The organism is Embleya sp. NBC_00896, from assembly GCF_045207785.1.
In the GTDB taxonomy this organism is placed as follows: domain Bacteria; phylum Actinomycetota; class Actinomycetes; order Streptomycetales; family Streptomycetaceae; genus Embleya.
On record NZ_CP108776.1, the window covers coordinates 2,713,805 to 2,737,643 of the forward strand.

Annotated in this window: 20 protein-coding genes; 12 read left to right on the top strand and 8 right to left on the bottom strand. The window is 70.8% G+C overall.

Going from position 1 to position 23,839, the window contains the following annotated elements; all coding sequences use genetic code 11:
* Nucleotides 1-52: 52 nt before the first annotated feature.
* Both OG928_RS12060 and OG928_RS12065 read right to left on the bottom strand, forming a co-directional pair.
* A complete protein-coding gene (locus tag OG928_RS12060; RefSeq protein ID WP_406282904.1) occupies nt 53-1,585 on the bottom strand; it encodes an MFS transporter in 1,533 nt (510 codons plus the stop codon).
* A gap of 123 nt (nt 1,586-1,708) precedes the next feature.
* Complete coding sequence (locus OG928_RS12065; RefSeq protein ID WP_406282907.1) at nt 1,709-2,605, bottom strand: phosphatase PAP2 family protein; 897 nt, start codon at nt 2,603-2,605, stop codon at nt 1,709-1,711.
* A gap of 296 nt (nt 2,606-2,901) precedes the next feature.
* On the opposite strand from OG928_RS12065, the gene OG928_RS12070 reads away from it, so the two are divergent.
* From OG928_RS12070 to OG928_RS12085, 4 genes are all read left to right on the top strand, one after another.
* Nucleotides 2,902-3,612, top strand: coding sequence for a response regulator transcription factor (locus OG928_RS12070; protein WP_406282910.1), 711 nt, complete (start codon nt 2,902-2,904; stop codon nt 3,610-3,612).
* Nucleotides 3,561-4,670 (top strand): sensor histidine kinase, encoded by a 1,110-nt coding sequence (locus tag OG928_RS12075; protein ID WP_406282912.1) that lies wholly within the window; start codon nt 3,561-3,563, stop codon nt 4,668-4,670. Before OG928_RS12070 ends, OG928_RS12075 begins: the two co-directional genes overlap by 52 nt.
* Before the next feature lie 239 nt (nt 4,671-4,909).
* Nucleotides 4,910-8,749, top strand: coding sequence for a multifunctional oxoglutarate decarboxylase/oxoglutarate dehydrogenase thiamine pyrophosphate-binding subunit/dihydrolipoyllysine-residue succinyltransferase subunit (locus OG928_RS12080; RefSeq protein WP_406282915.1), 3,840 nt, complete (start codon nt 4,910-4,912; stop codon nt 8,747-8,749).
* Between the two features lie 142 nt (nt 8,750-8,891).
* Nucleotides 8,892-9,074 carry a DUF6104 family protein gene (locus OG928_RS12085; protein ID WP_020557400.1) on the top strand — a complete coding sequence of 61 codons (183 nt, stop codon included), beginning with the start codon at nt 8,892-8,894 and terminating at the stop codon, nt 9,072-9,074.
* A gap of 18 nt (nt 9,075-9,092) precedes the next feature.
* Here OG928_RS12085 and OG928_RS12090 read toward each other — a convergent pair whose 3' ends face one another.
* A complete protein-coding gene (locus OG928_RS12090; protein WP_406282917.1) occupies nt 9,093-9,977 on the bottom strand; it encodes a DUF4184 family protein in 885 nt (294 codons plus the stop codon).
* A 206-nt stretch (nt 9,978-10,183) separates the two neighbouring features.
* Between OG928_RS12090 and OG928_RS12095 the strand changes: the two genes are divergently transcribed.
* Both OG928_RS12095 and OG928_RS12100 read left to right on the top strand, forming a co-directional pair.
* Nucleotides 10,184-11,053 (top strand): DUF4097 family beta strand repeat-containing protein, encoded by an 870-nt coding sequence (locus tag OG928_RS12095; RefSeq protein ID WP_406282920.1) that lies wholly within the window; start codon nt 10,184-10,186, stop codon nt 11,051-11,053.
* Complete coding sequence (locus OG928_RS12100; RefSeq protein ID WP_406282922.1) at nt 11,050-11,862, top strand: helix-turn-helix transcriptional regulator; 813 nt, start codon at nt 11,050-11,052, stop codon at nt 11,860-11,862. Before OG928_RS12095 ends, OG928_RS12100 begins: the two co-directional genes overlap by 4 nt.
* Nucleotides 11,863-12,131: 269 nt before the next feature.
* Here OG928_RS12100 and OG928_RS12105 read toward each other — a convergent pair whose 3' ends face one another.
* From OG928_RS12105 to OG928_RS12115, 3 genes are all read right to left on the bottom strand, one after another.
* Nucleotides 12,132-13,718: an ABC transporter substrate-binding protein gene (locus tag OG928_RS12105; RefSeq protein ID WP_406282925.1), complete on the bottom strand. Its 1,587-nt coding sequence runs from the start codon at nt 13,716-13,718 to the stop codon at nt 12,132-12,134.
* 47 nt (nt 13,719-13,765) lie between these two features.
* Nucleotides 13,766-14,743 carry a zinc-binding dehydrogenase gene (locus tag OG928_RS12110; protein WP_406282928.1) on the bottom strand — a complete coding sequence of 326 codons (978 nt, stop codon included), beginning with the start codon at nt 14,741-14,743 and terminating at the stop codon, nt 13,766-13,768.
* Between the two features lie 135 nt (nt 14,744-14,878).
* The gene (locus OG928_RS12115) at nt 14,879-16,072 is read right to left on the bottom strand and encodes an NADP-dependent malic enzyme (protein WP_406282931.1); all 1,194 of its coding nucleotides are present in this window, start codon (nt 16,070-16,072) and stop codon (nt 14,879-14,881) included.
* 375 nt (nt 16,073-16,447) lie between these two features.
* Here OG928_RS12115 and OG928_RS12120 point away from each other — a divergent pair, with 375 nt between their 5' ends.
* The 3 genes from OG928_RS12120 (at nt 16,448) to OG928_RS12130 (ending at nt 18,683) form a co-directional block, all read left to right on the top strand.
* On the top strand, nt 16,448-17,014 hold the full coding sequence (locus tag OG928_RS12120) for a CGNR zinc finger domain-containing protein (RefSeq protein ID WP_406282934.1): 567 nt from the start codon (nt 16,448-16,450) through the stop codon (nt 17,012-17,014).
* 248 nt (nt 17,015-17,262) lie between these two features.
* Nucleotides 17,263-17,706, top strand: a complete 444-nt coding sequence (locus OG928_RS12125; protein ID WP_406290923.1) for an anti-sigma regulatory factor — start codon at nt 17,263-17,265, stop codon at nt 17,704-17,706.
* 92 nt (nt 17,707-17,798) lie between these two features.
* Complete coding sequence (locus OG928_RS12130; protein ID WP_406290924.1) at nt 17,799-18,683, top strand: RNA polymerase sigma factor SigF; 885 nt, start codon at nt 17,799-17,801, stop codon at nt 18,681-18,683.
* Nucleotides 18,684-18,774: 91 nt separating this feature from the next.
* Here OG928_RS12130 and OG928_RS12135 read toward each other — a convergent pair whose 3' ends face one another.
* Nucleotides 18,775-19,218, bottom strand: coding sequence for a hypothetical protein (locus OG928_RS12135; protein ID WP_406282937.1), 444 nt, complete (start codon nt 19,216-19,218; stop codon nt 18,775-18,777).
* 73 nt (nt 19,219-19,291) lie between these two features.
* On the opposite strand from OG928_RS12135, the gene OG928_RS12140 reads away from it, so the two are divergent.
* Both OG928_RS12140 and OG928_RS12145 read left to right on the top strand, forming a co-directional pair.
* Nucleotides 19,292-20,221 (top strand): diacylglycerol/lipid kinase family protein, encoded by a 930-nt coding sequence (locus OG928_RS12140; RefSeq protein WP_406282940.1) that lies wholly within the window; start codon nt 19,292-19,294, stop codon nt 20,219-20,221.
* A 316-nt stretch (nt 20,222-20,537) separates the two neighbouring features.
* Nucleotides 20,538-20,792, top strand: a complete 255-nt coding sequence (locus tag OG928_RS12145; RefSeq protein WP_020557388.1) for a WhiB family transcriptional regulator — start codon at nt 20,538-20,540, stop codon at nt 20,790-20,792.
* Between the two features lie 169 nt (nt 20,793-20,961).
* On the opposite strand, the gene OG928_RS12150 is transcribed toward OG928_RS12145, so the two are convergent.
* Nucleotides 20,962-22,431, bottom strand: coding sequence for a sensor histidine kinase (locus OG928_RS12150; RefSeq protein ID WP_406290926.1), 1,470 nt, complete (start codon nt 22,429-22,431; stop codon nt 20,962-20,964).
* Nucleotides 22,432-22,509: 78 nt separating this feature from the next.
* Between OG928_RS12150 and OG928_RS12155 the strand changes: the two genes are divergently transcribed.
* Nucleotides 22,510-23,688 (top strand): 8-amino-7-oxononanoate synthase, encoded by a 1,179-nt coding sequence (locus OG928_RS12155; RefSeq protein WP_406282944.1) that lies wholly within the window; start codon nt 22,510-22,512, stop codon nt 23,686-23,688.
* Nucleotides 23,689-23,839 lie beyond the last annotated feature (151 nt).

Here is a 23,839-nt window from a genome sequence, read left to right on the forward strand (position 1 = left end):
CGGGCCACGGTAGAACCCCTGGTCTCCCGAGCGGCCCCCGGGCGCACTCGCGTCATCGGCCTCCCGATCCCTTCGACCCCGTGTCCCCCACCCCGACGCCCCGTCCGGGATCCAACGGCGGCCCCGACATGTCACACCCCATCCGCGCACACGGCGTCGCCCGCTCCTCGACCCCCGGCTCCTCGGTCAGCGCGGTCGAGGAGATCGTGAACCACGCCACCGCACTGCCCATCACCAGCAACCCCGCACAGATCCACAACGCCCGATCGAAGCCCGTGTCCACCACACTCGGATCCCGGTACCCCTCCCCGGACAGGCCGACCAGCGCCGGCAGCCCCGCCACCGTGAGCAGCCCCGCCGCGCGCGCCGCCGCGTTGTTGACCCCGCTCGCGATGCCCGCCCGAGCCACGTCCACCGACGCGAGCACCGTCGCCGTCAGCGGCGCGACCAGCACCGCGAGGCCGAGGCCGAAGATCACCACGCCCGGAAGCACGTCCGCCGGGTACGACGAGTCCGGGCCGACGCGCAGCAGCATCAGCAGCCCGCCGGCGCAGACCAGGGGGCCGATCGACAACTGCCAGCGCGGCCCGATCCGCCGGGCGAGGTCCCCCGACCGGGCCGAGAGCAGCAGCATCACGACCGTGACCGGCAGCAACGCCAGCCCGGCCTGCTGCGCCGAGTAGCCCACGACCGTCTGCAGTTCGAGCACCAGCAGCAGCATGAACGCGGCCAGCGCACCGTACACGAACAGCGTCACGATGTTCACCGACGTGAACAGCCGCACCCGGAAGATGTCCAACGGCAGCATCGGCTCGCGCGAACGCTTCTCGGCGAACACGAACACGACACCCGCCGCGACCCCGGCCACGCCCGCGAGGGCGGCAAGCACGGGGTTGGTCTCCGCCTCCACCAGCGCCCACGTGACACCGGCCAGCGCCAGCGCGGCGAGCGCGGCGCCGGACACGTCGAACCGGCCGCGCGGCTGTGGGTCGAAGGTCTCCGGAACGGTCCGCAGCGCGACCACGATGGTCACGGCGGCGAGCGGCAGGTTGATCAGGAAGACCCAGCGCCAACTCACCGCGTCCACGAGCCAGCCGCCCAGGAACGGCCCGATCGCACTCGCCACCCCACCCAGTCCGGACCACGCCCCCACCGCGCGGGCCCGGTCGTCGGGATGGAACGTGGCCTGGATGATCGCGAGCGAACCGGGGGTGAGCAACGCCCCGCCGATCCCCTGGAGCGCGCGGGCCGCGATCAGCGTCTCGACGTCGGGGGCGATGCCGCACAGCAGCGACGCCACCGCGAACCAGGCCACGCCGATCACGAACACCCGCCGACGGCCGTACCGGTCGCCGAGCGCGCCGCCGAGCAGGATCAACCCGGCGAGCGTGAGCGTGTACGCGTTGACGGTCCACTGCAGCGCCGCGAGGGACGTGTCGAAGCTCTGTCCGATGCTCGGCAGCGCCACGTTGACCACGGTCGAGTCGAGCATGGCCATGCCGGAACCGAGCACGGTGGCGAGGAGCACCCAGCGCCCCGGGGCCGACTTGGCGCGAATGCCCCCTGGGGGGAAGGTGACGGGCATCTGTGCATCATGCCCCGACGGGGCCGCGATCCATCCGACCCGAAAAGCCGCGCCGTCGCGCCGGTCGGTCGCCCTGTCGGCGCCGGCCGTGTCACAACGCCGGAGACCCGGTCGCCGGTCGCCCTATCGCGCAATCCGCGGCGCCGGAATCCGCCGGGCCACTCGCGCCCGCGGATCCTGCTCCGGGGCCGGCAACACCGCCAGCGCGAAGATCATCAACAGCACCGCGACCACCGCGTCCAGCCAATAGTGGTTCGCCGTCACCACGACCACCAGCAGCGTGATCGCCGGGTGCAGCCACACCACCCAGCCCGCCACCCGCCGACCGGTGCCGGCCGTGCGCCACACCGCCGCGACGCCCAGGGCCACCACCACCGCCCAGCCCACGTGCAGGGACGGCATCGCCGCGAACTGGTTCGCGATCTTCTCACCCGCGCCCGCGTACGGGGAGTCGCCCGAAACCATGCCCGTGTCGATGAAGCCCGGCATCTTCCGCGGCGGCGCCAGCGGGACCAGGATGTGGATGATCAGCGCGGCGCCCGTCATCAGCGCGAGGATGTTGCGGACCCACTTGTAGTGCTCGCGGTGGCGTATCCACAGCCAGAGCAGGAAGCCGACGGTCGCCGGGAAGTGCACGTACGCGTAGTACTTGTTGCAGAACGTGATGGCCGCGTGCGACTGCATGAACCAGTGCTGGATCGCGCCCTCGTCCGGCAGCCGCAGGTCCTTCTGCATGGTCAGCAGCTGCTTGGCGTTCGACAACGCGTCGGACTCCGCGCCCGAGGCCAGTCCGCGGCCGAGCTTGTACACCCCGAACAGCAGCGCGACCAGGATCAGCTCGCGGACCGCCTCCCGGAAGAGCCGCTTGCGGCGGGCCTTGACCGCCTCGGCGTCCGGCTCCGCCACCCGGTCGGCCGCCGTGTCGGCACCCGTCACCGAAGCCGCCTGCGCGGTCGGCGGCGACTGCCGGCGCGCACCGACCTCGTGGGAGGAATCCTCCGTGACGTTGCCCTTCACCACGTCCCCCAAAGCTGTCGGTTGTGCCGGCTGTACAGGCTGTTCACGCTGTTCACGCGGTCGCCGCCCCGGTCGTGAACCGCTCCGGATCACGGGCGGTCGGCGGCCCGGCTGCAACGCTCCAGCCAGGGTAGACGGACCAGGTTAGACCGATCCTCCCTCTGAAGTACCAATCGGGGCCGCCCCGCGTGGGGGACTCGCGACCACACTCTCCTCATGACGTCGTAAGGGCCTCCCCGGTTCGAGGGAGCCTCGCCAACTCGCACACGTCGCCGGCCGGCGGTACGTAGGCTGCCCGTATGACCGACCCGACGGGGGAGAAGCGGCTCGTACTCGTGGTCGAGGACGAGCCCATGATCGCCGACGCGGTGGCCGCGCGGCTGCGCGCCGAGGGCTTCGGCGCGATCACCGCGCCCGACGGCCCCTCCGCGCTGGAGCGGGCCGCGGCGACCCGGCCGGATCTCGTCGTGCTCGACGTGATGCTGCCGGGTCTCGACGGCCTGGAGGTGTGCCGCCGGCTCCAGGCGCTGCACCCGGGCCTGCCGGTGCTCATGCTGACCGCGCGCGACGACGAGACCGACCTCCTGGTCGGCCTCGCGGTGGGCGCCGACGACTACATGACCAAGCCGTTCTCGATGCGCGAGCTGGTCGCGCGCGTGCACGTGCTGCTGCGCCGGATGGAGCGCGCCGAGACGGCCGCCCGGGCCGCGTCCCCCGAAGCGGCGCTGCATTTGGGCGCGCTGCGGATCGACCGCTCCCAGCGGCGCGTGCAGCTCGACGCCGACGAGGTACACCTGACCCCGACCGAGTTCGACCTGCTGGTGTGCCTCGCGTCGCGCCCGCGCACCGTGCTCTCGCGCGAGCAGTTGCTCGCCGAGGTGTGGGACTGGGTCGACGCGTCCGGGACCCGCACCGTGGACAGCCACGTCAAGGCCCTGCGCCGCAAGCTCGGCGCCGAGTGGATCCGCACCGTGCACGGCGTGGGCTACGCGTTGGAGGCACCGTCCTGAACCTCGCCGGCCCCCGCACCACCAGGCCGCTGCGCGCCCGTCTGCGACGCGGCAACCTGCGGCCGCTCGATCGGCTGCGCTCGATCAAGGCCAAGCTCGGCGTGCTCGTGATCGCGTCGGTCTTCGTCTCGACGCTGCTGATCATCCTGGGGCTGCGGGCCGAGGTCCGCTTCCGGTACATGCTGGTGTCCACCTCGCTCGCCTGCCTGGCGGTGACCCTCGTGCTCGCGCACGGGATGACGTCGCCGCTGCGCGAGATGACCGCGGCCGCGCAGGCGATGGCCCGCGGCGACTACTCGCGCCGGGTGCGCGCCACCTCGCGCGACGAGGTGGGCCAACTCGCGACCGCGTTCAACCGGATGGCCGCCGACCTGGAGGCGGTCGACCGACATCGCCGCGAACTGGTCGCCAACGTCTCGCACGAGCTGCGCACCCCGATCTCCGCACTGCACGCCGTCCTGGAGAACATGGTCGACGGCGTCCAGAAGCCCGACCCCGACACGCTGGGTCTCGCGCTCACCCAGACCGCGCGTCTGGGTCGACTCGTGTCACAACTTCTCGACCTTTCCCGGCTCGACTCGGGGGCCGTGCCGCTGCACGCGCGCGAGTTCGCCGTGCGGCCGTTCCTGGCCGCGCTCACCGACGAGACAGGGGCCCTGGGCAGCGACGTTCACTTCGTCGTCGACGTCGTCCCGGCCGATCTCACCGCGGTGGCCGATCCCGAACGGCTGCATCAGGTTGTGACAAATCTGGTGGCCAACGCGTGCCGGCACAGCCCCTTCGGTGGCACGGTGAGTCTGCACGCGCGGCGCGACGAGGGCCCCGGAAGTCTTCGCCTCGAAGTCCAGGACGAGGGTCCCGGCATTCCGCACGGCGAACGCGGTCGGGTCTTCGAACGGTTCACCCGCGGCGGCGAGAGTTCGTCCACCGATGGGGGGACCGGTCTCGGGCTCGCGATCGCACGGTGGGCCGTGGATCTTCATGGGGGTGATATTTCCGTAGCCGAATCGAGCCATGGGTGCCGTATCCGAGTGCTTCTGCCCGGTGACCCGGTGTAATCAGGTCATCGTGCCACTACTGCACGGGACGATCCCGACATGACGTTCCGTGACCACCAATACGGCGGGAAGCAACAAACGCGACTAAACAGTCAACCGTTTGTGATCTACGCGACGCGAAGGCCGAGGGGCCTGCGCGACACAGGTCAAAGGGCGTAGCCTTGTTTCCCGCTGTCCACCACCCCAGGAAGCGGAAGAGGGCGGTTGCCGCCGTGTCGTCACAGTCCCCTAGCAACCCGATGGCCAGCTTCGGCCCCAACGAGTGGCTCGTCGACGAGATTTACCAGCAATATTTGCAAGATCCCAACTCGGTGGATCGTGCTTGGTGGGACTTCTTCGCCGATTACAAGCCCAGCGAACCGTCGACTCCGTCGACGACCGCCGGTCAAGCCACCGTGGCAAGCCCTAGCGGCCCCACACCAGCAACGAGCAACGCGAACAACTCCGGAAGCATTCCCGCGCCGACCCCGGCGCAACCCCCGACAAGTGTGACGACGGCCGCAGTGTCGTCCACCGCTGCGGCGGCGACGACTCCGGCCCCCGCGCCGAGCCATCCGATGGTGACGGCAGGTGTACAGGATTCGGCGCCGTCGTCGACGCCGACCCCGGCCGACACTCCGGCTCCCGCTCCGGCCCCCGCCGCCAAGGTCGCCACACCCGCGACGCCCGCGAAGGCACCCGCCGCCAAGGCACCCGCCGCGCCCGCGAAGCAACCCGCCGCGTCCCCCGAGGCCGTCCAGCTCAAGGGCCCGTCGGCACGTGTCGCGATCAACATGGAATCGTCGCTCACGATCCCCACCGCGACCAGCGTGCGGGCCGTTCCGGCCAAGCTGCTGATCGACAACCGGATCGTGATCAACAACCACCTCAAGCGTGCTCGCGGTGGCAAGGTCTCCTTCACGCACCTCATCGGCTACGCGCTCGTCCAGGCGGCCAAGTCGATGCCCTCGATGAACCACGCGTTCGAGGAGCGGGACGGCAAGCCCTTCCTGGTCAAGCCGGCGAACGTCAACCTCGGTCTGGCGATCGACCTGACGAAGGCCAACGGTGACCGCCAGCTCGTGGTGGCGGCCATCAAGAAGGCCGACGAGATGGACTTCTTCGCCTTCTGGCAGGCATACGAGGACATCGTCCGGCGGGCCCGCTCGAACAAGCTCACGGTGGACGACTTCGCCGGAGTGACGATCTCGCTGACCAACCCGGGCGGCATCGGCACCGTGCACTCGGTGCCGCGCCTGATGCCCGGTCAGGGCACGATCGTCGGCGTGGGTGCGATGGACTACCCGGCGGAGTTCGCGGGGGCGTCCGCGGACACCCTGTCCCGCCTCGCGGTCAGCAAGACACTCACGCTGACCAGCACGTATGACCACCGCATCATCCAGGGCGCCCAGTCGGGCGAGTTCCTGCGCCGGATGAACCAGCTCCTGCTCGGCGAAGACAGCTTCTTCGAGGAGATCTTCCGTTCGCTGCGCATCCCGTACGAGCCCGTGCGCTGGGTGCAGGACATCTCCGCGACACACGAGGACGACGTCAACAAGACGGCGCGCGTCCAGGAGCTCATCCACTCGTACCGGGTCCGCGGTCACCTGATGGCCGACACGGACCCGCTCGAGTACAAGCAGCGCCGGCACCCGGACCTCGACGTGGTCGAGCACGGGCTGACGCTGTGGGACCTGGAGCGCGAGTTCGCGGTCGGCGGCTTCGCCGGCCAGTCGCTGATGTCGCTGCGCGACGTGCTCGGTGTCCTGCGGGACACCTACTGCCGCACCGTCGGCATCGAGTACATGCACATCCAGGACCCGGACCAGCGCCGCTGGATCCAACAGCGGGTCGAGGTCGCGCACGCCAAGCCGGACCGCGAGGACCAGCTGCGGATCCTGCGCCGGCTGAACGCGGCCGAGGCCTTCGAGACGTTCCTGGCCACCAAGTACGTCGGCCAGAAGCGCTTCTCCCTCGAAGGCGGCGAGACCACCATCCCGCTGCTCGACGCGATCATCTCGGCCGCGGCCGAGGACGGTCTCGACGAGGTCGCGATCGGCATGGCGCACCGCGGCCGGCTGAACGTGCTGACCAACATCGTCGGCAAGTCCTACGCCCAGGTCTTCCGCGAGTTCGAGGGCAACATCGACCCCAAGTCGATGCACGGCTCGGGCGACGTGAAGTACCACCTCGGCGCCGAGGGCACGTTCTCCTCCGAGGACGGCGCGCAGGTCAAGGTGTCGCTGGTGGCGAACCCGTCGCACCTGGAGGCCGTCGACCCGGTCCTCGAGGGCGTCGTGCGCGCCAAGCAGGACATCATCGACATGGAGGGCGCCGACTTCCCGGTCCTGCCGCTCCTGCTGCACGGCGACGCCGCGTTCGCGGGCCAGGGTGTGGTCGCCGAGACGCTCAACATGTCGCAGCTGCGCGGATACCGCACCGGCGGCACGATCCACGTGGTGATCAACAACCAGGTGGGCTTCACCGCCTCCCCGGCCTCGTCCCGCTCGTCGATCTACGCGACCGACGTCGCGCGGATGATCGAGGCGCCGATCTTCCACGTGAACGGCGACGACCCCGAGCAGTGCGTGCGGATCGCGCAGCTCGCGTTCGAGTACCGGCAGACGTTCCACAAGGACGTCGTGATCGACCTCATCTGCTACCGGCGCCGGGGCCACAACGAGGCCGACAACCCGTCGTTCACGCAGCCGCTGATGTACGACCTGATCGACAAGAAGCGCTCGGTGCGCAAGCTCTACACCGAGGCCCTCATCGGTCGTGGCGACATCACCGTCGAAGAGGCCGAGCAGGCGCTGAAGGACTACCAGGACCAGCTGGAGAAGGTCTTCTCCGAGGTCCGGCAGGCCACCGCGCCGCAGGCGCCGCAGGTCGCTCCGGCGGCCCCGGCGGCCGACATCGCGTTCCCGCGGATCGACCCGACCGGCATCCCGCACGAGACGGTCAAGCGGATCGTCGAGTCGCAGGTCTCGCTGCCCGAAACCTTCGCCGTGCACCCGCGCCTGCAGCCGCAGTTGCAGCGCCGTGCGGCGATGGTCGAGGACGGCACGATCGACTGGGCGATGGGCGAGACGCTCGCGTTCGGTTCGCTCCTGATGGAGGGTCGCCCGGTGCGGCTCGCCGGTCAGGACAGCCGGCGCGGCACCTTCGGCCAGCGGCACTCGGTCCTGGTGGACCGCACGTCCGGCGCCGAGTACACGCCGCTCGCGAACCTGTCCGACGACCAGGCCAAGTTCACCGTGTACGACTCGCTGCTCAGCGAGTTCGCCGCGATGGGCTTCGAGTACGGCTACTCGCTGGCCCGGCCGCAGTCGCTGGTGCTGTGGGAGGCGCAGTTCGGCGACTTCGCCAACGGCGCGCAGTCGATCATGGACGAGTTCATCTCGTCGGCCGAGCAGAAGTGGCACCAGCACTCCGGTGTGGTCCTGCTGCTTCCGCACGGCTACGAGGGCCAGGGCCCGGACCACTCGTCCGCTCGCATCGAGCGCTACCTGCAGATGTGCGCGCAGAACAACATGACGGTGGCCGCGCCGACCCTGCCGAGCAACTACTTCCACCTGTTGCGCTGGCAGGCGCTCAACCCGCACCACAAGCCGCTCGTGGTGTTCACCCCGAAGTCGATGCTGCGCCTGAAGGCCGCCGCGTCGAAGATCGAGGAGTTCACCACCGGGCAGTTCCAGCCGGTCATCGGGGACACCACGGTGGACCCGAGCAAGGTCAAGCGCGTGGTCATGTCCTCCGGCAAGTTCCACTACGACCTGGCCGCCGGACGGGCCAAGTCGGGCCGTGACGACGTCGCCCTCGTGCGCGTGGAGCGGCTCTACCCGCTGCCCGTGGCCGAGCTCAAGACCGAGCTGGAGCGGTACGGTCTGGACCGCTACGGCAAGGACCTGGAGCTCGTCTGGGCCCAGGAGGAGCCGACCAACCAGGGTGCGTGGCCGTTCATCGCGCTCAACCTGGTCGAGTACGGCCTCCCGGCGCCGCGTCGGATCGCGCGTCCGTCGTCCTCGTCGCCCGCGGTCGGTTCGGCCAAGCGGCACGAGGCCGAACAGCAGGGCCTGGTCGAGGAAGCGATGAGCTGATCGTCGCCCTCGGCTGATGCAACGGCTCCGCCCCGGCGCGCGTACGATGCGCGCCGGGGCGGAGCCGTTTGCTCGCCCGGGCCGCCGCCCGCCCCCGCGTCCCACCACACCCACAACATCCACAACACCGGAGTCGGAGAGCATGTACTTCACGGACCGCGGCATCGAGGAGCTGGAGAAGCGGCGCGGCGAGGAGGAGGTGTCCCTCGCGTGGCTGGCCGAACAGCTGCGCACGTTCGTGGACCTCAACCCCGAGTTCGAGACCCCCGTCGAGCGACTGGCGACCTGGCTGGCCCGCCTGGACGACGACGAGGACGACGAGTAGACGACCCGGCGGGTGGTCTCAGGCGTCGGTGGTCCGGCGGACCGTGGCGTTGCGCCACAGGGGCCACAGGAGCCCGTACAGGACCAACCCCACCGCGAGGCCGCGGCCGAATCCGGTCGCGGCGTTGAAACCGAGCACCTCGAAGGCGGGCACGCGGCCGTCGGGGAACGGCAGCAGGGTCCTGGCGGCGCCGAGCACGCCGAGCAGCACCAGCGCGCCGAACACGGCCAGGCGCCCCCCGACCGGCATCCGCGGACCCGCGACCGGTCGCTCGGGCAGCCGACCGATCCAGCGCCACGTCCACACCGCGGACACGATCAGCCCGACCGCCGTGCTGACGTGCTGCAGCAGCACGTAGCCCGGCCGCAGGCCGAAGAACTCCCGGCGCAACTCGGGCAGCACGTGCGCGACCCCGGGATCGTCGTGGTGCGTCCACGCGTCCCACCCGAGGTGGGTGAGCCCGCCGAGGATCGCCGAGACCACGAACCACACGCACACCGCGAGGGTCTCCCGGACGAACGGTTTGCGGGCGCGCGCGGCGGCGTACAGCCGGCCCGGCAGGCGCGGCCGGAGCGGCTCCTCCAGGCGCCCCCGGATCCCGTCCGGGAGCAGCACGAGCAGCGGTCTCGCGAGCAGGTGGAAGCCGGTCACCAGTAACACGGTGAGCACCACGTCGAGGGCGAGCACCCCGGGCCACAGCTGGTGCGTGGCCGAGCGGTCGGCGGCGACCGGCAGGAAGTCCAGGTTCACGAACAGGATCACGTCCGGGGCCATCGCGCCGAAGGCGAGCGCCGACGCGACCAGCGGGCCGTGTCGGCCGCCGCCGCTCCCGGCGGTGGTGCCGGTGCGGGTCGCCCCCTGGAGCGGCAGCACCGCGGCGATATGGCTGAGCGTGAATGGCATGCGAACTGCCCCCGTGGTGCCGTCTGGCTGATGTCCGTGCGCGCAGGTGCGGGCGCGAAGTGTTTCGGTGCGCGGAAGTTCCCTCGGCATCGAGAAACGTCGAAACCAGACCCGATGGTTCCCTTGACGTTCGACGGACGCGATATATCGTGAATGACAGACCTCGCGATATATCGCGTTCGGCACCGACCCGAAGGGGAGGGTCCATGTCCCGATGGATGATCGAGGGACCGCAAGACCTCACGCTCGACCCCGTACGCGTCCTGCGCGTGCGCACGATCGGCGGCCTCGTGGACGTCGTGGGCACCGACGGGCCGCCGCGCCTGGAGGTGCACGCCGTCGAGGGTCCGCCGCTCCTGGTGACCCACGACGAGGTGAGCGGCGAACTGGTCGTCTCGTACGAGGACCTGACCAAGAAGTCGCTCATGGCCTGGTTCCAGAACGCGCGGCACCGGCACACCGACCTCAAGGCGTTCATGACGGAAGGGCGCGCGCTCACCAAGCGGCACGCGGAGGTCTCGCTGGCCGTGCCGTGGGACTGCACCGTCGAGATCGGCGTGGTCTCCGCACACGCGACCGTCTCGGGCATTCACGGCACGACGACGGCGCGCAGCATCGGCGGCGACCTGACTCTGGTCGGCCTGACCGGCACCGTCGACGCCAACACGATCTCCGGCTCGGTGGACGCCGAGTCGATGGCCGGCGATCTCGAAGTGGTGACCGTGGCGGGTTCGCTCACGGTGATCGAGGGCACGGGCGGTAGGGTCCGGGCCAACTCGGTCTCCGGGCCGATGATCCTCGACCTGGACGCGGTCGGCCGCAGCAACGTGCAGCTGAGCACGGTCTCCGGCGAACTCACGGTACGGCTGCCGCACCACGGCGACATGCGCGTGGACGTGCGCAGCGCCGGCGGTTCGGTCGACTCGGCGTTCGACGAGCTGACCGCGACCGGCAGGTTCGGCGCCCGTCACGTCAGCGGCACGCTCGGCGAGGGCTCGGGGCGGCTCCAGATCAACTCGGTATCGGGCGACGTGACGCTGCTGCGCCGCGCCCCGGAGGGAAAGGTGATCGCATGACCCCGGTCTTCGGTCACGGCCGCCTGCGGCTGTACCTGCTCAAGCTGCTCGACGAGAGCCCCCGACACGGCTACGAGGTCATCCGGCTGCTGCACGACCGCTTCATGGGCCTCTACGCCCCCTCGGCGGGGACGGTCTACCCGCGGCTCGCCAAGCTCGAGCAGGAGGGCCTGGTCGAGCACACGGTCGAGGGCGGCCGGAAGGTCTACAGCATCACCGACGCCGGTCGGGCCGAGCTGGCCGAGCGGAGCGCGGAGCTGGAGCAACTGGAGGCGCAGATCCACGAGTCGGTCTACGAGCGGGCCCGGGAGATCCGGGACGAGGTGCGCACGTCGGCGCAGAGCCTGCGCGAGGAACTGGGCAAGGCGGCCCGCGAGGTGCGGGGCGCCGCTCGCGGCACGGCCGCGGACCCGAAGCCGAGCCGTCCGGCGCCGGATTCGCCGTGGGAGCCGATCTTCTCGCAGAAGATGGCCGACCTCGCCGAGGGCCTCGCGCACAACCTGGTCGACCTGGCCGGCAAGCCGAGCCTGAACAACCTGGAACGCGAACTGCGACGCCGCTTCGGCCCCACCCCGGAACCGCCCGCCCGCGAACGCGCGAACGACGCCTGGTCGAAGGAAACCGACCACCCACCCCGCCCGGAACCCTTCGACATCGAACGCGTGGTGGACCGCCTCCGCCAGGAAATCACCCCCCTGGCCCACCAGGCAGGCGTCACCACCACCCAGATCGACCAGGCCCGCAACATCCTCGTCAAGGCCCTCCACGACCTACGACAGGTCTTCGACCCCCCGGACAAGACCACCTGACCCAACCAACCCCCAACGCCGGCCGAGCCCCCACAGCCCAACCAAACCACCCCAGCCCGGCTGGCACTTGAGGCCACCCGAAACCCCACCCAGCACACCCAAGCCAACCAAACCACCCCAGCCCGGCCGGCGCTTGAGGCCACCCGAAGAGCCACCCGGCACACCCAAGCCGACCAAACCATTCCAGCCCGGCCGGCGTTTGAGGCCACCCCAGCCCGGCCGGCGCTTGAGGCCAAACCCAGCCCGGCCGGCGCTTGAGGCCACCCGCGTCACTCACGCAAGTGCAGCGTCGCCAACTCCACCCGCCCCACAGCGAGCTGATCCGCATCGACCGCCTCGACCCGCCCCGTCCGCCCCACCGCGACCTTCGGATACACCGGCGGAATCACCACCGCATCCCGAGCCACAATCTCGCCGGCAAGGCGACAAAGCATGGCCCGACGCGCGTTGTCCGCCGTCCCCCACGCCTCCTCGACCAACCGATCGACCTCGGCGTTCACATACCCGGTGCTGTCCCCGCTCGTGGACACCGCAGGTGAAAGCACCGCGAACGCGCTCCGCCCCACCGCGTACGACGCCCGGTTGTCCACCAGCGCCACGTCGAAGTCCCCCGCCCGCCGCCGCCCGGCCCACGCCGCGGCGTCCACGTTCTCGACCGTGACGGCGAACCCGATCCGGTTCCACCCCTCGGCCAACACCCGAGCCACATCCGGCAGTTCCGACGCCTCCCCGACCACCGCGAGCAGCGTGAAGCGCACCCCGGGCGGCACCCCGCCCTCGCCGAGCATCGCCCGCACCCGCTCCGGCGCGACCGTCGGCCCCGCCGTCGCACTAGCGCTCGGCTTGGGAGTCGCGGTCGGGCTGACACCGCGGCCGTACGGCGTGAACTCGGCGTCCCAGCCCTCGTTGCCGGGCCCGAGCGGTCCCTGCCCGATCACGGCCGCGCCCTTGTACACCTCCTGCGACACCCGCGTGCGGTCCATCCCGAACGCGAGCGCGCGGCGGACCCCGACGTTGTCGAAGGGCGCCCGGCGCAGGTTCGGCAGCAGGACGAGGTCGGCCGGCCCGCTCGCCTCCTGGACACGGGTGTCGTCGGCCTTGCGCAGCCGCCGGACCTGGTCGGGCGCCGGTCGCGGGTACACGCCGAGCCGACCCGCCTTCAGATCGGCGACGCCGTCGGCGGACGCGCGGAACTCGATGCCGTCCAGCGGCGCGGCCTTGCCCCGGTACTCGGGATCGCGCCGCAGCGCGACCATGCCCTCGGTCGCGCTCGCCAACCGGAACGGCCCGGTGCCCACCAGCGCCCGCGGGTCGCCCAAGGTCGCCTGGTGCGGGATCGGCAGGCAGGCGAGGAAGACCCGGAGCGCGCCGAAGGGCCGCGGCAGCTCGATCCGCACGGTCTGCGGATCCGGCGCGGAGACGACTCCGAACCGGCCCGCGAGGTAGGGCGCCCAGTCCCCCGCGGTGGCCGCGTCGTTCACCCGGCGCAGGCACGCCACGACGTGCTCGGCGGTGAACGGGTCGCCGCCGTGGAAGCGCACGCCCGCCCGCAGCCGGATCGTCCAGCTCAGCCCGTCCGGCGCGATCACCGGGTCGGCCCCGGCCAGCACCGGGCCGATCGTGGTGTCGTCGCGGTAGGTGTACAGCGCCTCGACGACGGGGTCCGCGATCCACCGCGTGGCCTCCGCCGTGGCGTACACGGGGTTGAGCACGGCCGGCAGCCGCGGCAGGCCGACGGCCAGTGTGCCGCCCTCGCGCAGCGCGTGGCCGCCACACGCGGCGAGCACGCCGGTGGACACCGCGACGGCCCCCGTACCGGCCCCGAGGGCGAGCACGCGGCGGCGGGACAACGGCATCCGGCGGTCCTTCCGAGACGACCCGGGCATCCGCCGGGCCGGCGACACTAGTTGGTGCCGGGCTGGTTGGTGAGCACGATCTTGCCGAACAGGTCGCCCTCGGCCAGCCGGCGGAACCCTTCGGTCGCCTCGGTGAGCGGCAGCACGGTGTCGATCACCGGCCGCACACCGCTTTGCGCGCACAGCCGGATCAGGCCCGCGAGCTCGTCCTTGTCGCCCATCGTCGAGCCGACCACGCGCAGTTCCTGGAAGAAGATCCGGGTCAGCTCGGCGGCCTGCGGCCGGTCGCCGGACGTCGCGCCGGAGATCACGATCGTGCCGCCGGGCTTGAGGCTCTTGACCGAGTGCGACCACGTGGCGGCGCCGACGGTCTCCATCACCGCGTCGACCCGCTCGGGCAGCCGGGCCCCCGACGCGAACGCCGCGTCGGCGCCGAGCTCGACCGCGCGAGCGCCCTTGGCCTCGTCCCGGCTGGTCACCCACATGCGGTAGCCGGCCGCCTTGCCGAGCACCACGAGCGCGGTGGCCACGCCGCCGCCGGCGCCCTGGACGAGCACCGTGCCGCCGGGGCGCACGCCCGAGTTGGTGAACAGCATCCGGTACGCGGTCAGCCAGGCCGTGGGCAGGCAGCAGGCCTGCTCGAAGGACAGCTCGGGGGGCTTGGGCAGCAGGTTCCAGCGCGGTACGGCGACCTTCTCGGCGAATGTGCCGTCGTAGCGCTCGGTCAGGATCGACCGGGGCTCGTCCGTGCCGAGGCCGCCGATGACCGAGTGCACGACGACCTCGTTGCCGTCCTCGTCGATCCCGGCGGCGTCACAGCCGAGGATCATCGGCAGCTGCTTCTCGGTGATGCCCACGCCCTTGAGCGTCCACAGGTCGTGGTGGTTGAGCGACGCGGCCCTGACGGTCACGGTCGTCCACCCGGGCGGCAGGGCCCCGTCGTGACCCGGCTCGGGTCGTTCCCCGAGCCGGAGACCGGACAGCGGATCCTGGGCATCGATGCTCACGGCACTCACGGCAAACATGGGGAAACCCTACTGACGCGAGGGGCCCACCCGACCGGGCAGGCCCCTCGCGGCGGCGGATCGCCACGGATCCCGATCGATCGTCGGACGGTCGGCGAGGAGCCGTCGGGCGATCGTCGATCCGCGGGCCGCGGCTCAGATGCGCGCGACGCCGTCCCTGCGGGCGGCCTCGGCCACGGCCTTGGTGACCGCCGGGGCGACCCGCTCGTCGAAGGGCGACGGGATCACGCAGTCCGGCGCGAGCTCGTCGGCGACGACCGCGGCCAGCGCCTCGGCGGCGGCGACCTTCATGCCCTCGGTGATCCGCTTCGCGCGCACCGACAGGGCGCCCGCGAAGACGCCCGGGAAGGCGAGCACGTTGTTGATCTGGTTCGGGTAGTCGCTGCGCCCGGTCGCGACCACGGCCGCGTACTTGTGCGCGAGGTCCGGGTCGATCTCCGGGTCCGGGTTGGCCATCGCGAAGATGATCGCCTGGGGCGCCATCGTCGCCACGACCTCCTCGGACACCTTGCCCGCGGACACCCCGAGGAAGACGTCGGCACCGTCCATCGCGACCTCGATGCCGCCCTTGAGCTTGGCCTTGTTGGTCAGCTCGGCGATCATCCGCTTGATCGTCGTGAGGTCGTCGCGGCCCTCGTGCACGATGCCGCGGCTGTCCACGACGCACAGGTCGCCGATGCCGGCCTCGATCAGGATCTTGGCGATCGCGATGCCGGCCGCACCCGCGCCGGAGATGACCGCGCGCAGGTCGGACAGCTGCCGCCCGGTGACGGTCGCCGCGTTGCGCAGCGCGGCGAGCGCGACGATCGCGGTGCCGTGCTGGTCGTCGTGGAAGACCGGGATGTTCAGTCGCTCCTGGAGCCGGCGCTCCACCTCGAAGCAGCGCGGGGCGCTGATGTCCTCGAGGTTGATGCCGCCGAACGACGGCGCGAGCCGGGCGATCGTGTCGACCAGCTCGTCGACGTCGGTGCAGGAGAGGGCGAGCGGCACGGCGTCGATGCCGGCGAACTCCTTGAACAGGATCGCCTTGCCCTCCATGACCGGAAGCGAGGCGGCCGGCCCGATGTCGCCCAGGCCGAGCACCGCGGTGCCGTCGGTGATGACGGCGACCGTGTTGGACACCCAGGTGTACTCGTGGACGAGTTCCGGGTTCTCGGCGATGGCCGTGCAGACACGTGCCACGCCGGGCGTGTAGGCGAGGGACAGGTCGTCCCGGTTGCGCACCGGAACCGTCGAACGGACTTCCATCTTGCCGCCGCGGTGCAGGGCGAAGACCGGATCGAGTTCGTCCGTCGCCGTGCTGTCCGTGGGGATGATCTCCGCTGCCACAGTGACCCCTTAGTCAACATCGTCAGTAGAAGGTGCAGCTCTCAGAGCGCGATCGCAGGCTGCGGGCCTCAGCGACATCGGCGCTTCGTGCAGCGCACATGATCCGGCTGAGGTTACGGGGGTCACCCGTGACGCCGATTTTGGCACACCCCCCACATGGGGGTACGACGGGGCGATGAACCGATTGCCACCTTTTTGTGATGGTGCGCCAGACCCCTTGTTGCAACTGGACGAGACGCTAGTGCCACCCGCAGTAGGGTGACAGTAACCGCCGCCACATCCGACCCCGATGAATCGCGCGTAACGCGCGTGAAATCGAACCGGCGGGTTCGTTGGTCGCGGCCCCGGCCCGCGACCGCGACCGAAGGGCAGCCGTTGGATCTCTCCGCCTACGCCGAGCACGCGGTCCGCCTGGTCAACACCGAGCAGCCCGCGCGCGGTGTTGACCTGCTGCGCTCCGCCGAGGACGTGCTGGAGCTGATCGCACCCGTTCGGCGGATCCCGCCCCGAGTGACGGACGGCGACGTGACCCGCCTGCGCTCGGTCCGCACCCGGCTGCGGGCGGTCTTCACCGACGCCGCAGCCGGCCGCGAGGCCGACGCGGTCGCGACGCTCAACGGCGTGCTCGCCGAGTTCCCCGTGCATCCGCGCCTGACCGGCCACGACGCGAGCCCGTGGCACCTGCACCTGGCGGGCGACGCGGTCGGCGCGGCGGAGGGCTTCGCCGCGATAGCCGGCATGGGACTCGCGGTCCAGTTGTCCGCGCACGGCATCGAACGCCTGGGCGTGTGCCACGCCCAACCGTGCCGCAACGTGTTCCTCGACCTGTCCGCGAATCGGTCCCGCCGGCACTGCTCGGATCGGTGTGCGACCCGCGCGAATGTCGCGCTGTATCGGGCCAGGCGCAAGGCTCGTGATCCACAGCCGGACAGACATGCCTGACATTTGCGGGTTGATCGGCGGCGGACTGTGGCACATGTACATGGACGGCATGATCTCGCCATGCGAAATTACCAAAGTCCGGTACACTACGTACTCGTCAAATCACATATCGTGACGTACCGTCGGGTAGACAGTCGCTTCGGCCATTCCCGCATCGGTGACGACAGTTGCCGGCCGGCGCGGTAGCGTCGCTGGGGTTCCCCCCGACATCGGTGGTGACCGCCCTGGCGGCCACCCACAGCAGCACCTTGGAGGTGAGGGTGTCCCAGCGATCCGCACACACGGCGGACGAAGCCGGCACCGGACAGCGTGACTTCGTCGAGGTCCGACTGCCTGCCGAAGGTGCCTATCTCTCCGTCCTGCGCACTGCCACGGCGGGCCTCGCGGCTCGGCTCGATTTCACCCTCGACGAGATCGAGGATCTGCGCATCGCGGTCGACGAGGCCTGCGCGATGCTGCTCGACCAGGCCGTACCCAACGGAATCCTCTCCTGCGTGTTCAACCTCGTGGGCGACGCGCTGCACGTCACCGTGTCGGCGCCGACCACCGACGGCCGAACACCCGCGCGCGACACGTTCGCCTGGACCGTCCTGTCGGCTCTCGCCGGTGAGGTGGACGCGACGGTGAACGAGGACAAGGTGGTCAGCATCAGCCTGCACAAGAAGCGCGGTGGCGGGCCGGAGCAGACGTGAGCAGTGGTGTCGAAGGCGCGGCCAACGAACCGCAGCCGAGCGCGGCCTCACCCGACGAGGCCGCCGGGCGCGGCCGAGGGGAGGGTGAGGGCATGGTGAGCGACGCGAGCATGACGATGGACGGTGGCGTTCAGGCCGCCGGAGCCGCGGAACCGACCGGTCCCGCGGGGCCCACGGGTCCCGCGGTGCCGAGTCGGCGACGGGCCGGATCCGAACGCCACGCCCACGACCGTGAGATCGCCCGCGGCTTGTTCGCCAAGCTCGCGGAACTCGAATCGGACCCGCCCGCGCGGGCGGCGGTGCGCGACCGGCTGGTGGAGATGCACCTGCCGCTCGTCGAGCATCTCGCCCGCCGGTTCCGCAATCGCGGCGAGCCGCTGGACGACCTGATCCAGGTGGCCACGATCGGCCTGATCAAGTCGGTCGACCGGTTCGACTCGGATCGCGGGGTCGAGTTCTCGACCTACGCGACCCCGACGATCGTCGGCGAGATCAAGCGGCACTTCCGGGACAAGGGTTGGGCGGTGCGGGTTCCGCGCCGGCTCCAGGAGCTGCGGCTCGCGTTGACCTCGGCCACCGCCGAGCTCTCGCAGCGCAACGGCCGCTCCCCCACCGTCGCCGAGCTCGCGGTCCAACTCGGGATCTCCGAAGAGGAAGTGCTCGAGGGCCTCGAATCGGCCAACGCCTACAGCACGCTGTCCCTGGACGTACCGGACACCGACGACGACTCCCCCGCCGTCGCCGACACCCTGGGCGCCGAGGACGACGCACTGGAAGGCGTCGAGTACCGCGAGTCGCTCAAGCCGCTCCTGGAGCAGCTTCCGCCGCGCGAGAAGAAGATCCTGCTGCTGCGCTTCTTCGGGAACATGACGCAGTCCCAGATCGCGCAGGAGGTCGGCATCTCGCAGATGCACGTCTCGCGGCTGCTCGCGCGCACCCTCGCGCAGCTGCGCGAGCGCCTGCTCGTCGAGGAGTAGCACCGGGCGGCGGAACGGCACCCGACACGTGCGTGACGGCGGCCCCGGACCGATCGCTCGGTCCGGGGCCGCGGTCGTGCGTGCTCGGCACTCAGCCCTGTGGGGCCTGGCGCGCCTGGTGGTGTGCTTCCAGCGCGTTGTACATGGTGGGAGTCGCGAGGACCACGATCGTCGCGGCGCCCACGATCATCGTGGCGATCCCGATCGCCATCTGATCGGCCTTGATCAGATACCAGCCCATGCCGACCACGATCAGGTTGGCGGTGATCGCCGGCGAGCGGCTCCAGCGCCGGCCGCGCAGCATGCCCACGAACGCGGCGACTATCCCGGCGGCCAGGATCAGCAGGTAGATGCCGATCGCGACGCCCTCGGAGGCGTTGGACGGGTGGCCGAACTCGCTCCGGAAGGTCAGATAGAGGGAGTAGCCGAGCAGCGCGAGCGCCTCGATGCCGACCACGGCGGTGCAGACGCGCCAGGTGAGGGGGAGGGCCCCGACGGGGTCCGACTGTTCCTGGGAGGAAGGGCTCTCGGTCACCCGACGACTGTAACCGGGGCCCGCGCGCGTCCGGGCCACGGGAGTCCTACCAGCCGGTAGATACGCTGTCGTCATGCGCGCCCTTCTCGTCGTGAACCCCAAGGCCACGACCACCAGTGAGCGGACCCGGGACGTCCTGGCGCACGCGCTCGCCGGCGACCTCAAGCTCGACGTGGTGAGCACCGAGCACCGCGGGCACGCCGCGGAACTGGCCCGGCAGGCGACGGAGGACGGGCTCGACCTCGTGATCGCCCTGGGCGGCGACGGCACGATCAACGAGGTCGTCAACGGCCTGCTCGTGGACGGCCCGGCACCGTCGCTGCCGGCGGTGGCCGTGATCCCGGGCGGCAACACCAACGTCTTCGCCCGCTCCCTGGGCATGCCGAACGAGCCCGTGGCGGCGACCGGCTTCGTACTCGACGCACTGCGGGCGGGGCGCAGCCGGGAGATCGGGCTCGGCATGGCCGACGAGCGCTGGTTCCTGTTCTGCGGCGGCCTGGGTTTCGACGCGGACGTGGTCGGCCGGGTCGAGGACCGCCGGGCGCGGGGCCGGCGATCGACCCACGGGTTGTACGTGCGTTCGGCGATGCGCCGTTTCTACGGCGGGCGGGACACCCGCAAGCACGGACCGCTGACCCTCGAGGTCCCGGGCCTGGATCCGGTCGAGGGAATCTGCCTCGGCATAGTGCAGAACGCGGTGCCGTGGACGTTCTTGGGCAATCGGCCGCTGAATCCCTGTCCGGAAGCGTCATATGACACCGGGTTGGACCTCTTCGCGCTCACTCGGATGTCAACACTGCCCACATTGCGCCATCTGGCCCAGATGCTGGGCTCCACGGGTAATGCTCCACATGGGCGTCACGTCGTGTCCCTGCACGACTGCGATGCGTTCACTCTTCGGGCTGAAGAACCCGTTTCTCTTCAGGTCGATGGGGACCATCTGGGAGAACATCGGAGTGTGACCTTCCGGGGGGTTCCCCGTGCACTGCGTGTGATTGTGTGAGTGGAAGGGCCTTTCGGCCTTTCACTCGAACGCAATAACCGCTTCACCCCTTCGATGTAGTGGTGTGACCTAGTCGACACCGATGATTTAAAAAATCCTGGCCCAAGGGGGTTGTATCGGCGGCCGAGGTTTGTAAGGCTCTACGAGGCGGCAGGGACGTGGCCGAAAGGTCATCTTCACCGCCCGAATCCACTGCCAAACCTGGGGACCGACTTTGTCGGCCCCTTGCTTGTCGGGGGGTTCGTGAAAGCGTTCACATTCACAAGCCACAGCGCGGGGCCGGAAGCCCCCGCTGACCCACGAGGAGTTGGACCGCATGGACTGGCGCCACGTTGCTGCCTGCCGTGACGAAGACCCGGAGCTGTTCTTCCCGATCGGCAACACCGGTCCCGCTCTGCTTCAGATCGAGGAGGCGAAGGCGGTCTGCCGCCGTTGCCCCGTGATGGAGCAGTGCCTGGGCTGGGCTCTCGAGTCCGGTCAGGACGCGGGTGTGTGGGGCGGTCTCAGCGAGGACGAGCGTCGCGCTCTCAAGCGCCGCGCCGCCCGCAACCGCGCACGCGCCTCCGCCTGATCACACGGCAGATCGACTGATCACACCGGGATATCCGGGCTTTACCTCGCAGTTGCCCCGTCAGGGTCCATTCGGACCAAGGCGGGGCAACTGCTTTTTGCCCTCCCGATGTTCGGACCCGCCCGAATGGATGGGACCGGGCCCGACCGCGTGCGGTCGGGCCCGCCGCTCAGCGGCGCTGGCGGATCTGCAGATCGAGCGTGACGATCGTGCCGCCGGCCGGGTTGGGCACCATGTCGAAGCGACCGGCCAATTCGCTGCCGACCAGCGTGCGGACGATCTGCAGGCCGAGGTTGCCCGAGACCTGCGGGTCGAAGTCCGACGGCAGGCCGATCCCGTCGTCGGTGACGGTGATCAGCAGGCGCTCCGCGCGCCGCTCGGCGTGTACCTCCAACGTGCCGACGCGGTCCACGAACGACGGGTCGTCGAAGGCGTGTTCCAGCGCGTTCTGGAGCAGCTCGGTCAGCACCATGGCCAGCGGCGTCGCGGTCTCCGCGATCAGTTCGCCGAAGTTCCCGTGCCGGGCCGTGCGCACCCGCACCGACGACGCGGCCACCTCGGTGACCATCGACAGCACGCGATCGGCGATCTCGTCGAAGTCCACCCGCTCGTCGAGCGTCTGGGACAGCGTCTCGTGCACGATCGCGATCGAGCCGACCCGGCGGACCGCCTCCTCGAGCGCGGCCCGGGCCTGCGGCGCGTCCATCCGGCGGGCCTGCAGGCGCAGCAGCGCGGCCACGGTCTGCAGGTTGTTCTTCACCCGGTGGTGGATCTCCCGGATGGTCGCGTCCTTGGTGATCAACTCGCGCTCGCGCCGGCGCAGTTCGGTGACGTCCCGAAGCAGCATGATCGCGCCGATCCGCTCCCCGCGCGGCTTGAGCGGGATCGCGCGCAGCTGGACCACCGCGGCCGGGGTCTCGACCTCGGTCTCGCGCGGCGCCCAGCCGCTGGCCACCGCCGAGATCGCCTCGTCGACCGGCCCCTCGTGCGGGGCGAGTTCGGCGGTGATCCGGCCGAGGTGGCAGCCGACGAGGTCGCTGGTGAGGCCGAGCCGGTGGTAGGCGGAGAGCGCGTTCGGGCTCGCGTACTGCACGATGCCGTCGACGTCGAGCCGGATCAGCCCGTCGCCGACGCGCGGTGAGGCGTCCATGTCGAGCAGTTCGCCCCCGTGCGGAAACGTCCCTGCGGCGATCATCTGCGCGAGGTCGGCGGCGCTCTGCAGGTAGGTCAGTTCCAGCCGGCTGGGCGTACGCGCGGTCAGCAGGTTGGTGTTGCGCGCGATCACGCCGATCACCCGGCCGGCCCGCGAGACCGGGATCGCCTCGACCCGCACCGGCACGTCGTCGCGCCACTCCGGGTCGCCCTCGCGGACGATCCGGCCCTCGTCCAGGGCCGCGTCCAGCATCGGCCGCCGGCCGCGCGGGACGAAGTCGCCGACCAGGTCGTCCTGGTGCGAGGTGGCGCCGGTGTTCGGGCGCATCTGGGCGACCGCGACGTACTGCCCGTCGCGGGTGGGGATCCACAGCACCAGGTCGGCGAACGACAGGTCCGCGAGCAGTTGCCACTCGGACACGAGCAGATGCAGCCACTCGAGATCGGCGGGGGGCAGCGCGCCGTAGCGGCGGACGAGATCGTTCATCGAGGGCACACACGCAGCGTACTTTCCATCCGGCCTGCGATCCTGGCCACCCCACTCCGCAGCACCTGCGAGGTCTCGATGCCCACCGAATCGCCCACGCCCCGGCAGCCGCTCGGCGGCGGCGGCCATCCACTCGACTGGCTGGACGTCCAGGAGAAACGCCGTGTCGAGGCCGGTCTGCGGCGCCGGCTCCGGCCGCGCGAAGCGGAGGCCGGCGGCCTCGATCTGGCCGGAAACGACTACCTGGGCCTGTCCCGGCACGAGCGGGTCGTGGAGGCCACGGTGCACGCCGTGCGCACCTGGGGCGGGGGCTCGACGGGGTCCCGACTGGTGACCGGGTCCACGACGCTGCACGCGGAGCTGGAGGACGAGCTGGCGGCGCACATGGGTGCCGAGGCGGCGCTGGTGTTCTCCTCCGGCTACCTCGCCAATCTCGGGGTGATCACCGGCCTCGTCGGCAAGGGCGATCTCGTCGTGTCGGACGCGATCAACCACGCGTCGATCGTGGACGCGTGCCGACTCTCCCGGTCCCGGGTGGCGATCACACCGCACCGCGACGTCGCCGCGGTGGCTCGGGTGCTCGCGGAACGGGCCGAGGAACGGGCCCTGGTGGTCGTGGACGCGGTTTTCTCGGTGGACGGGGATATTGCCCCACTCGCGGAGCTTGCGGCCGTCACACGGCGATATGGGGCCACGCTGCTCGTGGACGAGGCACACGGGCTCGGGGTGGTCGGCGCCGGCGGTCGGGGCGCGGTGCACGCGGCCGGGCTCGCGGGGGCCGACGACGTGGTGCTGACCGCGACGCTGTCGAAGGCGCTGGGCTCGCAGGGCGGCGCGGTGCTCGGGCCGCGGCGCGTGGTCGAGCACCTGGTCGACGCGGCGCGGCCGTTCATCTTCGACACCGGGCTCGCCCCGGCGTGCGCCGCGGCGGCGTTGGCGGCGCTGCGGATCCTGGCGGCGGAGCCGTACCTCGCCGAGGCGGTGCGCGCGAACGCCCGCGCGCTGGCGACCGGCGCCCGCGAGTCGGGCCTGCGGGTGACCGAGCCCGAGGGCGCGGTCGTGTCGGTGCTGATCGGCGAGCCGCAGGTGGCGTTCGACACCGCGGCGCGCTGCGCGGAGGCCGGCGTCCGGGTCGGCTGCTTCCGGCCGCCGTCGGTGCCGGACGGGATCTCGCGGCTGCGGCTCGCGGCGCGCGCGGACCTGACCCCGGCCGATCTGACGCGGGCCCTGTCGGTGCTGCGATTCGCCACATCCTGACACCCAATCGGCCGTTTGCGCCGCATGTCCCCCCGGATTGGTCTAGACAACCAGGATTGGTCTGAACCAAAATGGTCGGCGGCCTCCCGGCCCGCACCGGGAGGCCGCCGAACGCTCAGCCGCGCAGCACTGGCGGTCCCGCAGGGAAGGA

Coding starts and splice junctions, on each gene's coding strand:
- OG928_RS12110 (WP_406282928.1), bottom strand. CDS start 14,743: ATGTTTGCCGTGAGTGCCGTGAGCATCGATGCCCAGGATCCGCTGTCC.
- OG928_RS12060 (WP_406282904.1), bottom strand. CDS start 1,585: ATGCCCGTCACCTTCCCCCCAGGGGGCATTCGCGCCAAGTCGGCCCCG.
- OG928_RS12140 (WP_406282940.1), top strand. CDS start 19,292: ATGCGCGCCCTTCTCGTCGTGAACCCCAAGGCCACGACCACCAGTGAG.
- OG928_RS12080 (WP_406282915.1), top strand. CDS start 4,910: ATGGCCAGCTTCGGCCCCAACGAGTGGCTCGTCGACGAGATTTACCAG.
- OG928_RS12150 (WP_406290926.1), bottom strand. CDS start 22,431: ATGAACGATCTCGTCCGCCGCTACGGCGCGCTGCCCCCCGCCGATCTC.
- OG928_RS12100 (WP_406282922.1), top strand. CDS start 11,050: ATGACCCCGGTCTTCGGTCACGGCCGCCTGCGGCTGTACCTGCTCAAG.
- OG928_RS12105 (WP_406282925.1), bottom strand. CDS start 13,718: ATGCCGTTGTCCCGCCGCCGCGTGCTCGCCCTCGGGGCCGGTACGGGG.
- OG928_RS12155 (WP_406282944.1), top strand. CDS start 22,510: ATGCCCACCGAATCGCCCACGCCCCGGCAGCCGCTCGGCGGCGGCGGC.
- OG928_RS12085 (WP_020557400.1), top strand. CDS start 8,892: ATGTACTTCACGGACCGCGGCATCGAGGAGCTGGAGAAGCGGCGCGGC.
- OG928_RS12145 (WP_020557388.1), top strand. CDS start 20,538: ATGGACTGGCGCCACGTTGCTGCCTGCCGTGACGAAGACCCGGAGCTG.
- OG928_RS12130 (WP_406290924.1), top strand. CDS start 17,799: ATGGTGAGCGACGCGAGCATGACGATGGACGGTGGCGTTCAGGCCGCC.
- OG928_RS12090 (WP_406282917.1), bottom strand. CDS start 9,977: ATGCCATTCACGCTCAGCCATATCGCCGCGGTGCTGCCGCTCCAGGGG.
- OG928_RS12070 (WP_406282910.1), top strand. CDS start 2,902: ATGACCGACCCGACGGGGGAGAAGCGGCTCGTACTCGTGGTCGAGGAC.
- OG928_RS12095 (WP_406282920.1), top strand. CDS start 10,184: ATGTCCCGATGGATGATCGAGGGACCGCAAGACCTCACGCTCGACCCC.